We start from the raw sequence: 12,902 nt of genomic DNA on the forward strand, positions 1-12,902 counted from the left end.
AGCGTGGTGGCCATTCAAGCATACTTAGGGGTAAGTGACCGTGAGTGGCGATTGCTTAAACGCCCCCGATTTTGCCTCGGATAGTCCTGTTATCGTAATGAACCCTTGTTGTGTCTGCATTTCATAGTCAGCTTTGCTATAGCCTTGGCGAGTCGCATCTTGCAAGCTCCCTAGGCTATTTACTTCAAATGCAAAATTCATCAACAAGTAAGTTTCGTAATCACGCACAAAACTGCCACGATCTAAAAACTCTCCCTGCTTCATTGGGATATTCCAAGCAATATTAGTCAGCACCTTTCCGGTAAGGGGATCACGCATATAATTCAACGTAAAAAATTGCGACAAAAATGCTTTTGCATTGCCACGAAGTGCACCCAATTCAAAAGCCTTTCCATAACGATTCCACAACCCAAACTCGGTAGGCGATAAATTGGTAGCAGGTGCAATATCTTCTTTAAATAGTAATCGCGTAATATAGCCATCTACAACAAACTGACCTTTAAATGGAATAGCGATTCCAAGGTCGTTGATTGTATCCATATGATATCTTGGATGATCTTCAATTGAGTAATCACAGTCTACCCAATTACTATTCAAACAATACACCATGCGTTTGTCGTGGGATATATCTCTTGGGTGTTCAACTTTTAGGTCATAGGGCAAACCGATTGATATATCTTTCTTTACGAGCCTTTGCAGCGCTGGTTGATAATATGTTAATTTTGAATAGGAGCGCTTCTCTTCACCGTTGATGTGATGAATGGAATACAACAATATTTCTACCTCATGGCCCTGCTCAATGTGCGTCAGAGCTTTCTCGACGGGTATATGGATGGCCCATGAAGATCTTTCACTCTCTCCCAAACCGAAGTAACGACCACATAAAAGTGGTTGGTTACCCGCTTTTAAACTTACATAGCTCCAATGCATGTCCTGAGCAGCAAATCGTGCACTCAAGTTTTTCACACCATTTACATCAACAATATCAAACCCTAAAAACCGTACGCCACCGTTAATAGCTTGCTCAGTTCCTATTTCATTAGGCACACCGGCAGTGTCTATCTCGGTGGAAAAGTCGCCGCTCACTGAGCTTGAACAAGCATTGTCTATCACAGTCAGCTTTGCATGACCTAGATTTGAAAAAATTAAAATATAAAAAATTAAAATACCCTGTATAAATTTCATTGTCTGATCCTTGTAAATAACACAATTAAATTTTCCATGAGTGAATTCCAACTTCGCACACTCCCCCGTAGATTACAGAATTAAAACGTTAAAATATACCTTTAAATAACACACTGTTAACTACTGGTTAAGGTAAAGCCTTGATATTGCATGGGCTATTTTGCGTTGTTGAGTAAAAAGGAAAGGCAACGATGTAACACCCTTCGATTTAAAACAGAATATTTTAAATAAATGAGCCGTGATGTATCACCAGCATGCATTTAACACTAAAAAGTGAACGGCTAAACAGAATGAAAAAGACTCACTAACGCATAGCAAAGCAGCTGTGAACAATAGTGTAATTGAATAAAGCCCTTAAGATTCTTGATTCGCTGGGCTTAATCAGTATGGCGCGTTTAATAAATCCATCATTAACAGCTGTCAATTTGTGCTCAAGTGTTGAATTTTGATTCACTTATTGAAACAATAAAGAACAAAATAACAATTATTCCTATTCTCATGAGCCTTCTCGCTATTATCCCTGTGTGGGTTGCGTCACTGCTTTTGTATTTGGCCAGCCCAAAACAGTATTTACTCAGCAAGCCATTACCAAAGTGGCTTAGCTACCTCGCAGCCCTGTGTTTATATGTTTGTGTCAATGTGTTATTTGCACAGCGCTACCCCATAGTGTCTGCATCATTGGCTAGCTTTGTTGTACTTATGATGGGGCTTGTTGGTGTCACCATATTGGCGGGTAAGTCAAAACGCTTGTTTATGATAACTTCCGTTTTATTACTCACGATATGCTCAACCGTTGGAGGCATTATCTATGTGGCCTAAAACAATACTTGGATTTATATTTGGCCTGTTGATTTCGGTTTCCATCGCATTGAATACCAATCTTATCTTACCCTTTGCCGAAGATACTCGATTGCTTATCGGCCTCATCTTAGGGTTTCCAATCTGGGCAAGTACTATGGTTTGGACCTACGCGTTTGAAACAGCACTAAAAGCCTCTAAATACCTGCTTTTAGTACTCTTACCTTCCGCCTTACTCAACGTATTTTTGATGGTGTAATGCTATGAAAAACCAAACATTAAAATCCTTAACAAATGCGCACGCTTGGATTGGGCTGATCATTTCTTTTGTCTTATTTATCGTATTTATTGCGGGATCGATCAGTTTATTCAGAGAAAATATCGAAACATGGGAAAAGGTGTCATTGATAGGTGAGCATTCACCGCATGTAAGTCAGGTATCATATGATACCGTGCTGGCCAAGCTAGATGAGAAATATGACATAGATACGCATCATATCTTTTATCTGTATCAACCGACAGAAAGAAACCCATTCCTTCAAGTCTATTTCGCCGCAGAGCTAGACGAGCCCCACCCAGAGACTGGCGAAGACCATCAGGATATGTACCTGTTACTTAATCCTGTCAGTGGTGACATTATTGCCGATGCAAATAACTTTCAATTTGCCAATTTTGTCTACCATTTACATTATGATTTAGGGATTGGTCGAATAGGTTTGTACTTTGTTGGCATTATAACGCTATTCTTTTTTGTCGCACTGATCAGTGGCGTCGTTATTCATTGGCGCAAGTTGTTTAAGAATTTTTATCAATATCGCCTTGGTGCCAACAAAGACAAATGGCTAGATGCCCACAATTTAATCGGCACTATGGGCTTACCGTTTCACATCATGTATGCCTTTACTGGGTTGGTATTTAACCTGGTGATTATCTACCAAATCTCTTATGCCGTGTTGCTATTTCAGGGCGATCAAGGAAAGGTACTTCAAGCTGCTGGGTTTAATGAGCCTCACATAGAGGAAGTCGACATTCGCATGCCTATGCAAGGCATCGATACACTCTATACCAAAGCCATGAATGAATTAGGCAACGTGACACTTCGTCGCATGATGATCGAACATTTTGGTGATGAAAGTGCGGTACTGGTTTTCATGGCTAAAAGTAATGACGAATTCTCAAACGACGTGGAAGTACGTTACGCAATAAAAGATCATAAGCAAGTCTATATAACTAAAGACAATTATGACAACAACCTGCGTGGAGGCTTAGCCACTATAGCCAGTTTACACTTCGGTGACTTTGCTGGATATGGGATGCGAATTGCGTTCTTTATTCTTGGCTTAGCCACAGCTTACATCATCATTACTGGTAACCTCATGTGGATAAGCAAACGTGCGAAACAGAAGAAACAGAGCAAACGAAATCTTGCATTTGTGACACGCCTGACTTCGGGTGCTTTCATCGGATGCATGTTAGCCATCGCTTTGGGGGCTGTGGCTGCGAAGCTTATTCCGCTCGATACACTGGGCCGAATGACCACGATTCACAGCATTGTGTACGTGAGTTTCTTTGTTTGTACTTTGATATCGCTATTTATCAAGCAGCAAGACGTGTTTTGTAACTATCTGCTCAAGTTTTCAGGTTTAGTATATGCATTCGCAGTGTTACTTAACTTACCAAACTATCTGAATTACGGAGACATATTATCTACGTATGTGATCTCTGATCTCATCATTGTTGATATCATGTTCTTTACCATTGCAGCGCTGTGTTGGTATAGCGCCCAAAAGTTCGAAAAACGAGCAGAGCAGTTACAACAGGAGTTAAATGCGATGGACTCTGAGGTGGCTCTAAACTCCTAAATTCAACTCAGATTATAGAGATTAGGTAAGGGGGGCTAAAAGCGCCCTTACCTATTTTACTTACAATGCTTCACCCTCTTTATTAACAGCATCGAACTGATGACCATCAGGCCCACCATCTCGTTCAGGTATCAAGGCGTTAATCTCGTGACTGCCCACATGCGCTTTCGGATCAGTTAAAGCACGTAAAAATGCCGCTAAATAACTGACTTGTTGTGGTGTAAATCCTCGGATAATTGCCTCATCACTTCTGTCAGAGGCAGCTCGATTTTGTGCGTTGAGCGCTAAAACATAGCTACCTGCATCGCCCACAACAGCTTCGCATTGCGCGCTACTCAAATGCTGAAACTGCGGTAGTGCACAGGTTTCGTTGTCGCCATAAAAGCGCTCCAAAGAACCAGTGACATCTGAGTAGTGCTCAATCACGCGCTCCAAGGTCGCAAATACCCCTTTGTCACCATACGGCGCTGTAATGCCGACATTTAACAAGCTAGGCATTCTAAATTGGTTTTTAAAGTTGCCGTCTGCAACACCATGTGCACCGATTTGCGGATACAAGGGCCCCCTCGTTCTCTCGGGAGTAAACATCACTCCATCGTGACAATTGGCACAACCTGCCCCGGTATAAAAGAACAAAGCACCGCGCTTTTCATCATGGTTCAACTTATCTTGTTGACCCTCTATATAGTTGAAGAATGGATTATCAATAAATAAAAAAGATGCCTGATAAGCTGACATGGCCCTAGCAATGCGTAAGAAGCTAATTTGATCATCACCAAAAGCCGCGCTGAAATGTGGTTTCCACTGCTCACTCAACCTTTGCGCGATAAACTCCCGGTAAGCTTGAGGTGAGTCAAAACCGCTGGGATCTCCCATTTCCGCAGGGGCCGTAATAGGAAAATGAGCTTGTGCCATGAGTAAGCGAAGAGGATCTGTATTGGCTACTTCAGTATTCATTAGCCGAGTGACTTCAATCTCTGGGGTTTGAATATCAGCAGTCGAGACGGTGCCTACCTCACTATCACGATTCGCTTCCCGTAACCGTACTCGTTGGTCCCAAAACATGCTATCAACCCACAGTGCTGAATTACAAATCTGAGGAGCGTTTCGACCAACACTGGGCACCACAGAACCGTCACTACGACCGATGCCCATTAGATCTGGATTTTCAGCATTTACCCCAATAGACAGTGACAAGCCATCACTGCCGCACCCCTCAGCAGGGTGGTGACATGAAGCACACGATGTATCGTAGTTTTGGCTCAACGCTTTGCTAAAGAACAGGCGCTTGCCTAATTCAATTAGCTTTGCATCTTCTTGGCGACGATAACGGGCAACATATGCTTGCATATCTTTTAACCCTTCACGAAGCGTGTAATGCTCAATCAACTTATCCAAACAGCCATCAAGTGCTTCATCTGATATCTCACTCAGATCGTTTGTACCACAATGATCCACCAGCCGAGCAATACCAACTCGAATGACAGAGCCATTACGCATGCCATCATTTTCTCCTGTATTTAAAGTTTTTATGATGCTTGAATTCGAAGGCAGACTTGAAACTCTATTTTTACCTCTTGTAAAAGCGGTAACATAGTAAGTGTACTCAGTATCCGGCTGCGCATTCGTATCCACAAAAAACGTTACTTTTGTCCGTCCTATTCGTTTACCATCACGAAATACCCGATAACCAGTAATGTCTTCAACACCTGCCGGTGCCTGCCAACTTAAGCCGACTTCTGTCGCAGAGTGAACTTTCGCAATTAACCGTTCTGGTGATGACGACTTGATGGTCATCACCGCGGACACATAAGTTGGCGTTATAAATAAAGCAACCAACATTAATTGCCTTATTAAGGGCCGATAGTAACTTTCAAACATCGCTTTTCCTCCGTAACGATCTATCCCACTCCCCAAGAGTGACGTAATGACCTGCCAGTCCCAAGTGCTCGTCTCGTTATAAGACTCAAATCACACCCCGAAAATAGGTACAAAATGTAATTAAAATCAGATAATTAGACTGGCAGACACAATAAATCGAAGCATGAAGATGAAATAAGGAAAAAATATGGAGAACCCACAAAAAAACAATACAAAAGAACCATTCAGAATATCAAATTTAAATAATAAAGCATGATAAAAAGATAGGAGGATACCATTATTGCACGAGTTAACTGTCACGCGGCGAGCGCTCGAACTAATGACTTGTACTGGAAAGTTCGACCTAAACTATGAAATAATGGTCCTATATGGGAAACTATTACCTACCTCTGAAAAAATGGATTTAATGTATCAAAAGGATTCAACGCTAGCATTGGCGTCATTACTGTTTCTCATTACCCTTATTCCAACCAAGATAACTGTGCGGTTTATTGGTGCAGACTATGGCAGTATTGCTCGCTGTGCAGTCGTCGTATTAATCGCCACCGTCACCGTGTTATTTTCTCTTCAAGCAATAAAGTCATTTGCTAGTATGGCCTTCGTTTTTATTTGGCTGATGTTTGTATTTAATAGGACGCTGGGTTTGTCAAAATCTTGGAGTGGGATTTTCACTGTGTGGATGGGGTTAATACAACTTGCAGCCCTCCAAGGGCTGCAACAATTTGGCTTCTACTGGTAAAAGCTCTGAGCTATTAACCTGAGCTCACTGCTTTCTTAATTAGTAGATGTAAAATGATAGCTGATGTTAATGTAAGACTTGTACTCAGGTAAGGAATAGTCAAAGTCTTTGCCAGATAAAAAGACTCTATAATCGTTTAGGTTTTGTGGTGCATGGGGATGTCCTGACAAGGTGATTCTAAAACTTTGCAGAGCTGAAAAGTCTGCTCCGCCAAAATCTAACACATCACCAAACTGAAGGTCGGGTAGTGTTCCCACCACATCGCTTTGAATACTCCACTGCACTGATTGCTCATGAGTTGTTGTAAAGTCAAAGCTCCACCTCAACATGTTTAGTCTGTTATCGAGATGGCTAAAATCATAAGTAATTTCAAAACTGTTGTTAGCATTGCCAGCAAAAAATGCCGCACCTAAGTCATGGTCTACCGCAACGGGCAACTCCAAGTCTACCGTACCATCATTTGCAATCATTGAACGAGAATAAGTATATACTCTCGACCTAAAATCATTATTCCCCAAGTTTAATTGTTCTACATTAGAAAGGCGGTAGTTATTGTATTTTGCTAGACTGGGAAATATAAATGGTAGTGTATCATCGAACGTAAAAAATACCTCTTCATACTTCCTTTGGCCAGAACTCCCATCTGTAAGTGAATAGATTCCCATAGAGTCATAATCAAGATGCATTGGCGTCGATATTTTTATTCCCTCGTGCGTAAAAGCATCGTTTTTCAATCGTTGTAATTTAATATCTTCAACAGACACTTTGGCAGCTACCGCCTCATCACCCGATGGTGAAACAACGGCCAAATAAGAAAATTCCTCCCCTTCACAGTAAGTCAAATCGACACTGCTGCGAAATCCACCCAATTCAGTGATGGTATATCCGTTGCTGTTAACCAGCTTATAACCTGAGTACATGGCCGCTAAATCAGTGACATCGACATCCATACTTTCGCAAGAGCGACCTATTTCAGAGGGGCAAAGAGGTAGTGAACTCGGCTTTTCAAAATATATTTTGCCAAGGTTTACGCCTTCACTTATTTCCATGTAAGTGAATACTTGATTGGTTTGAGCCCCAGATTCAATAGCTGACACATGCTTTGCGGTTTCTGGGACTTTACCCGTATACTTGCCCTCAACATCAGTTTTCGCTGTTGCGACGACCTCTCCATTGGCATTATGAAAAACAATGTCAATATTAGGCATTGCTTCGTCGTTTTCACAGCCTCTATAAACAGTCTCCAGCTGGATCGTTTTTTCTACCACCTTTTCAACTGTGGGTGTTATCGGACTATTGGTAGAACTGTTATCTGATGAAGACCCACCGCAACCACTTAGGGATAAGATTATTGCTGCGCTGAGTAAAGAGCGAGTTAGCATTATTTTTTCCATTTTAATTTCCTATCAAAACAACGCCGCGATTTTATCATGTGAATGTTTATAATTAATTCTCAGAAATGAGTATATTCATGATTTATAAGCCTTTATTGTAAACCGATGTAATAAAGTACCTCGACAGCAGAACAATCCCAGCTAAGTTCGTGACAACTTAGTCCACCCACTTACCTTTAAAGCCACTTAAAAATTGCAATTTACTTTTTAGGCTTCTCATTGGATTAACGCACAATACATCGTCCGATGTCCGCCCAAATTTACTGTCCGCGTACTGTCCGGTGTCCGTCCGATTGTCTTTACCTCCATCAATCAAAGCCATGCAACCCGATACTTTTCAATAACTTAAAAGTTGGCACAACAGTTGATATGTAGAGAAAGTGATATTAATTTAGTTCAAGGAATCAGATACCATGATCCGAAGTACATCTCATCAAGATAAGGTAATTGCCCACAGAACAGGCTCTAAAAAATGGTTCATAACAGGCATTGCGACCATCGGTATGTTAAGTGCTGTTGCCCTATCATTAGGCAGCTTTTCACAGTTGCTATCTGCTGAGCAAGTAGTTTCAAGTCAACAATTGAAAACCGCAAAGGTAGTAAGAGGTGACATTCTTCAAGATATTCGCGTAGAAGGTCGCACCCTTGCCGCTGTCAGCCCATCACTTTATGCCATAGCGCCTGGCACCGTCACCTTACACGTGAAAGCGGGTGATGCAATCAGCGCAGGACAATTGCTCGCCAGTTTAGAAAGTCCGGAATTACGCAATCAGTTACTGCAAGAAGAAGCCACATTACAGCGTTTAGAAATGGATGTTAAACGCCAACAAATTGCCATAAAACAGCAACAACTAGACAATACACAAGCCATGGAACTCGCCAAAGTAGAGCTTGAAGCTGCGCAAAGTGAAATGGCGCGCGCGCAAGCAAGTATTGAAAAACAAATTATCTCAAAGCTTGAATTGGAACAAACCATGGTCGAGCTTAAACGCGCCGAATTAAAAGAGCGCCATGCAATAGATAGCTTAAAATTATCTCAGGAACAGCTCAGCTTTGAGTTACAAAGTACCCAACTAGATTTAGACCGCCAGCGCCACTTAGTCACTGATCTACAACGTAAAGTAGATGCGCTAAAACTGACCTCACCACTCAATGGCATTGTCGGTAATATCAATGTTCAACAAAAACAACATGTCCAGCGCGATACTGAGCTCATGTCTTTGGTCGATCTCCGTGAATTAGAAGTCGAAGCCTATATCCCCGAAAACCTCGCGGACGATCTGGGCATTGGTTTAACCGCGAAAGTTCAAATCAATAATCAATACTTCCCAGCCACGCTGATGGCCATTTCTCCAGAAGTAGAAAATGGCAGAGTGTCAGGCCGCATCCGCTTTGAACAACAACCAGAAAACCTAAGGCAAAACCAAAGGGTCAACGCGCAGATAATTATTTCGCAAAAACAAGATGTGTTGAAAGTGGAACGCGGTGCATTTGTTGAAACGGGCTCTGCTCGTACGGCTTATCGCGTCGCAGACGGTAATGCATATCGCACTCCAATACAGCTGGGTGTGAAAAGTATTAAAGAAGTTGAAGTCAAAGGTGGCTTACAGGTAGGTGATACCATAGTAATATCTAGCCTATCGCCATTTGGGCAAGCGCAACAAGTCATCTTAAGCGAATAAAACAAAAAGGAAAAACCATGCTAAAAATGAATAATATCAGCAAAATATATCGTACTGACTTGGTAGAAACTCATGCGCTCAGTGGCGTTAACCTTACCGTAGAAGAAGGTGAGTTTATCGCTGTCACCGGCCCTTCAGGATCAGGTAAAACGACCTTTTTAAACATTACCGGATTACTAGAAACCTTTGAAGAAGGTCAGTATATATTGGACGGTGAGGATGTGAGTCAATTACCTGACAAGCACTTGTCACGCCTTCGAAATGAGAAAATAGGCTTTATATTTCAGGGTTTTAACCTGATATCAGATCTCAACCTATACGATAATATAGAGGTACCGTTGATTTTTAGAGGGCTCAGCAAGCAAGCTCGAAAACAACGTATTGAAGAAAGCTTAGAGTTAGTCGGCTTAGGCAGCAGAGCACAACATTACCCTGCACAGCTCAGCGGCGGTCAACAACAACGCGTCGCCATCGCACGTGCCCTTGCGGGAAAACCGCGATTTTTACTTGCTGATGAACCGACTGGTAATTTAGATACCATGATGGCGCGCCAAGTCATGGAACTGCTTCAAGAAATCAATCGACAAGGCACCACATTAATTATGGTGACCCATGACAATGAATTAGCGCAGCGCGCCCACCGAAATATCCAAATATTAGATGGTCAATTGAGCGATATCGCAAAAAGTCAGCTAACTGATTTAGCGGTTTAGGGAGTGGTTATGAGCGACGTAATTCACCTTGCATGGCAAGGGTTTAAGCAAAAATCAAAACTGACTTCTTTAATGATTGCAAACCTTGTGATTGGTATCACTCTGTTACTGACAATGAGTACAATCATTGCGCAAAGTGGTCACTCGGCCTTATCACATAAACTAGAGCAATTACATCATGTCAGTTTAAATTTCATGGATGCGGACTTCGATAGAAGACATGCACTCAGAACACCCCCTCTGACTTATCGAGATGCGCAGGCACTAACTCTAGCCTATCAAGAGGGAGACTTAGGCCTTGCAGGGTTGAGCTTTAGTTATACCACGTCATTTGTATTAGATGTTGCAGACAAAAGTGCACGACCTTTAGACGCGACCAGTTCTGCTGTAGATCATGCTTTTTTCTCAATGATGCAAACCCCTTTTATATACGGCCATGCCTGGAGCGAAAACATGCATGATGATGCGGTGATCGTGCTCGATAAAAAAGCAAACGACCACTTATTTGCAGGTCAAAATTCAGTGGGAAAACTGGTCGTTATCAACAACCAGCAGTTAGAAGTAATAGGTGTTGTCGATTTATCAAACCATACTTATCGCTTTCAAAATATCAGCTTTAGTAATAGGGAGAATGACTTAGCTTTCGTCCCATTGGGGTATGCAACTAATCACAATTTTCCTCGCGTAGGGTATATGCCCTGTATGACCAAAGAAGAGTCGTCTCGCACAGGGTACCGTCAATACAATATGAGCGGACTCAAAACAGCGGAATGCGGTTACATTCATGCATGGGCCGAAGTATCTTCATTGCAGGCTGAGGAACAGCTGGGCAATTTCACACTATGGCTAAGGAATTATACGCAACAACAAGCAACCCAAGGTCGCTTTACCCACGCTGAGCCATATTACTTACAGTCTTTAAAGCTGCTACACGATACTATCTATGACTTTATGGATTGGGAACGCGTCTACCTGAACTTCGCATACTTGTTATTCGCCATTACTTTGGTAAATACCGTAGGAATTTTACTGGCCAAAAATCAGCATCGTGCCAAGTTGGTTTCGCTTTATCGTGCACTTGGCGCAAACAAGTTATACATTATAAAAATTCAGATTTTTGAATTACTTATAGGCGCCACTCTGGCCATTATTCTGGGTGTTATCGGTGCGCAAATTGGGCTATATGTCATGTATTTGCTCGCATTATATCAAATGGACTATGCCGGTGTGGCGGAGCAAGTACAAAAGCTCTATTCAATGGACTTAGTGTTTGCACTCAAAGCAGCTGGCGCCATTTATTTAACGATTCTCGTAGCTGGTTTGTTCCCCATTATCAAAGCCAGTCGCATCGCACCTGCATCACAATTAAGGGGGTAACACCATGGCCATCAAACATATATTAAAGTTGCTCTTAAAACACAAAAGCACCTCGCTCTTGATCACACTACAAATTGCCATCGCAGTTACAATTGTGGGTAACACTAGCTTTATTAGCTACCGAACACTGCAAAACTGGCTTATTCCGTCGAATATTGCTGAAGAGCAGATCATTAACGTTTACACACGTGTATTTGATAAAAAGGTAGATCAAGGTGCATTGATAGAAAGAGATCTCCAGAATCTACGTGCGCTGCCAGAAGTTGAATATGCTAGTTATGCTGCAAATGAGCTTGTACTTGCTACTGTGAATGGCCGTAACTTTGCCCATGACACCTTAGATAAAGACAAACAGGGAGAGCACGTCGCACTCTTTTCACAGACACAGCAAGGTGTCGAAGCACTGGGTATCACAGTCACGCAGGGTAGAAATTTTTATGAAACCGAGTACATTTTCTCAGACAGCGAACAAGCGAAAAGAGCCAGTGTCGTCATTATCAGTCGGGCTTTGGCAAACACCTTATTTGGCGAACAAAGTGCGCTAGGCCAAACGGTTTATCTGCACAACGCGCGCCTGCCCTATCGAGTAATCGGGATATACGCGGATATGATGCTTGGCGAAAGTGCGGTGTATAACAATAGCTGGTATCACTCCGCGGTCATTCCAGAAGCGCACTATGCACAAAATAGCCAAGTTAATTACATTCTTAAAGTACGCACACATAATTCTGAGAAAACCTTAGAAAGCATTGAAAGCCTTCTGTTCAATGAAGAGGGGCGCATTGTAAAGCAAGTGGAATATGCTGCCCGTGCTAAAAAACGCTTGTGGGACGGGCGCAGTACATTTGCATTTATTATGATGGGGATTAGTGGTATCGCGATATTAGTCACCGGTGTTGGTATTGTCGCTCTGGTGTCTTTTTCAATTTCGGTTCGGACAAAAGAAATTGGTGTGCTTCGGGCTTTAGGTGCCAGTCAAGCAAGAGTGATGAGAGCCTTACTTGTTGAAAATAGCATATTAGCTTTTGCAGGTATTGCCATTGGCTTATTCGCGGCAATGTGGCTAAATCAGTATTTTGTTACCAACTTGCGAATTCAAGGACTTATCGTCCCTTGGTTGGCGGCAATAGTGGCCTTTGCTGTGTGGTTGCTAAGTGCCTGCGCGGTATATATACCCGCTAGAAAAGCGGCTAGAATAGCCCCTGCTCAAGTAACAAAAACGAGTTAATAAAAATAATAAGCCAGCACAACCTGTGCTGGCATCAGAGTTT

12 protein-coding genes are annotated in these 12,902 nt (G+C 42.2%); 8 read left to right on the forward strand and 4 right to left on the reverse strand.

The genetic code is table 11. The features are described from left to right. Positions 1 to 24: 24 nt before the first annotated feature. The gene (locus A7985_RS18145; RefSeq protein ID WP_065791826.1) at positions 25 to 1,185 is read right to left on the reverse strand and encodes a hypothetical protein; all 1,161 of its coding nucleotides are present in this window, start codon (positions 1,183 to 1,185) and stop codon (positions 25 to 27) included. Positions 1,186 to 1,683: 498 nt separating this feature from the next. On the opposite strand from A7985_RS18145, the gene A7985_RS18150 reads away from it, so the two are divergent. The 3 genes from A7985_RS18150 to A7985_RS18160 are packed head-to-tail and all read left to right on the forward strand — an operon-like array spanning position 1,684 to position 3,845. Further along, the gene (locus A7985_RS18150) at positions 1,684 to 2,004 is read left to right on the forward strand and encodes a hypothetical protein (RefSeq protein ID WP_065791827.1); all 321 of its coding nucleotides are present in this window, start codon (positions 1,684 to 1,686) and stop codon (positions 2,002 to 2,004) included. Continuing rightward, positions 1,994 to 2,242, forward strand: a complete 249-nt coding sequence (locus A7985_RS18155) for a hypothetical protein (RefSeq protein WP_065791828.1) — start codon at positions 1,994 to 1,996, stop codon at positions 2,240 to 2,242. Before A7985_RS18150 ends, A7985_RS18155 begins: the two co-directional genes overlap by 11 nt. 4 nt (positions 2,243 to 2,246) lie before the next feature. Continuing rightward, positions 2,247 to 3,845: a PepSY-associated TM helix domain-containing protein gene (locus A7985_RS18160; protein WP_065791829.1), complete on the forward strand. Its 1,599-nt coding sequence runs from the start codon at positions 2,247 to 2,249 to the stop codon at positions 3,843 to 3,845. A 60-nt stretch (positions 3,846 to 3,905) separates the two neighbouring features. On the opposite strand, the gene A7985_RS18165 is transcribed toward A7985_RS18160, so the two are convergent. Beyond that, a complete protein-coding gene (locus tag A7985_RS18165; RefSeq protein WP_081310625.1) occupies positions 3,906 to 5,726 on the reverse strand; it encodes a cytochrome-c peroxidase in 1,821 nt (606 codons plus the stop codon). Positions 5,727 to 6,006: 280 nt separating this feature from the next. Between A7985_RS18165 and A7985_RS18170 the strand changes: the two genes are divergently transcribed. Continuing rightward, positions 6,007 to 6,465 (forward strand): hypothetical protein, encoded by a 459-nt coding sequence (locus A7985_RS18170; RefSeq protein ID WP_065791831.1) that lies wholly within the window; start codon positions 6,007 to 6,009, stop codon positions 6,463 to 6,465. Positions 6,466 to 6,500: 35 nt separating this feature from the next. On the opposite strand, the gene A7985_RS18175 is transcribed toward A7985_RS18170, so the two are convergent. Together A7985_RS18175 and A7985_RS26560 are read right to left on the reverse strand one after the other, a co-directional pair. Next, on the reverse strand, positions 6,501 to 7,859 hold the full coding sequence (locus tag A7985_RS18175) for a hypothetical protein (protein ID WP_065791832.1): 1,359 nt from the start codon (positions 7,857 to 7,859) through the stop codon (positions 6,501 to 6,503). Positions 7,860 to 8,016: 157 nt separating this feature from the next. Beyond that, complete coding sequence (locus A7985_RS26560) at positions 8,017 to 8,181, reverse strand: hypothetical protein (protein ID WP_176716772.1); 165 nt, start codon at positions 8,179 to 8,181, stop codon at positions 8,017 to 8,019. Positions 8,182 to 8,272: 91 nt separating this feature from the next. Between A7985_RS26560 and A7985_RS18180 the strand changes: the two genes are divergently transcribed. The 4 genes from A7985_RS18180 to A7985_RS18195 are packed head-to-tail and all read left to right on the forward strand — an operon-like array spanning position 8,273 to position 12,859. Continuing rightward, on the forward strand, positions 8,273 to 9,541 hold the full coding sequence (locus tag A7985_RS18180) for an efflux RND transporter periplasmic adaptor subunit (protein WP_065791833.1): 1,269 nt from the start codon (positions 8,273 to 8,275) through the stop codon (positions 9,539 to 9,541). Positions 9,542 to 9,558: 17 nt separating this feature from the next. Beyond that, on the forward strand, positions 9,559 to 10,254 hold the full coding sequence (locus A7985_RS18185) for an ABC transporter ATP-binding protein (protein WP_065791834.1): 696 nt from the start codon (positions 9,559 to 9,561) through the stop codon (positions 10,252 to 10,254). A gap of 9 nt (positions 10,255 to 10,263) precedes the next feature. Further along, positions 10,264 to 11,631, forward strand: a complete 1,368-nt coding sequence (locus A7985_RS18190; protein ID WP_065791835.1) for an ABC transporter permease — start codon at positions 10,264 to 10,266, stop codon at positions 11,629 to 11,631. A gap of 4 nt (positions 11,632 to 11,635) precedes the next feature. Beyond that, positions 11,636 to 12,859 (forward strand): ABC transporter permease, encoded by a 1,224-nt coding sequence (locus tag A7985_RS18195; RefSeq protein WP_065791836.1) that lies wholly within the window; start codon positions 11,636 to 11,638, stop codon positions 12,857 to 12,859. The last annotated feature ends 43 nt before the right edge of the window (positions 12,860 to 12,902 follow it).

The sequence above is a fragment of the Pseudoalteromonas luteoviolacea genome, assembly GCF_001696455.1.
In the GTDB taxonomy this organism is placed as follows: Bacteria; Pseudomonadota; Gammaproteobacteria; order Enterobacterales; family Alteromonadaceae; genus Pseudoalteromonas; species Pseudoalteromonas luteoviolacea_C.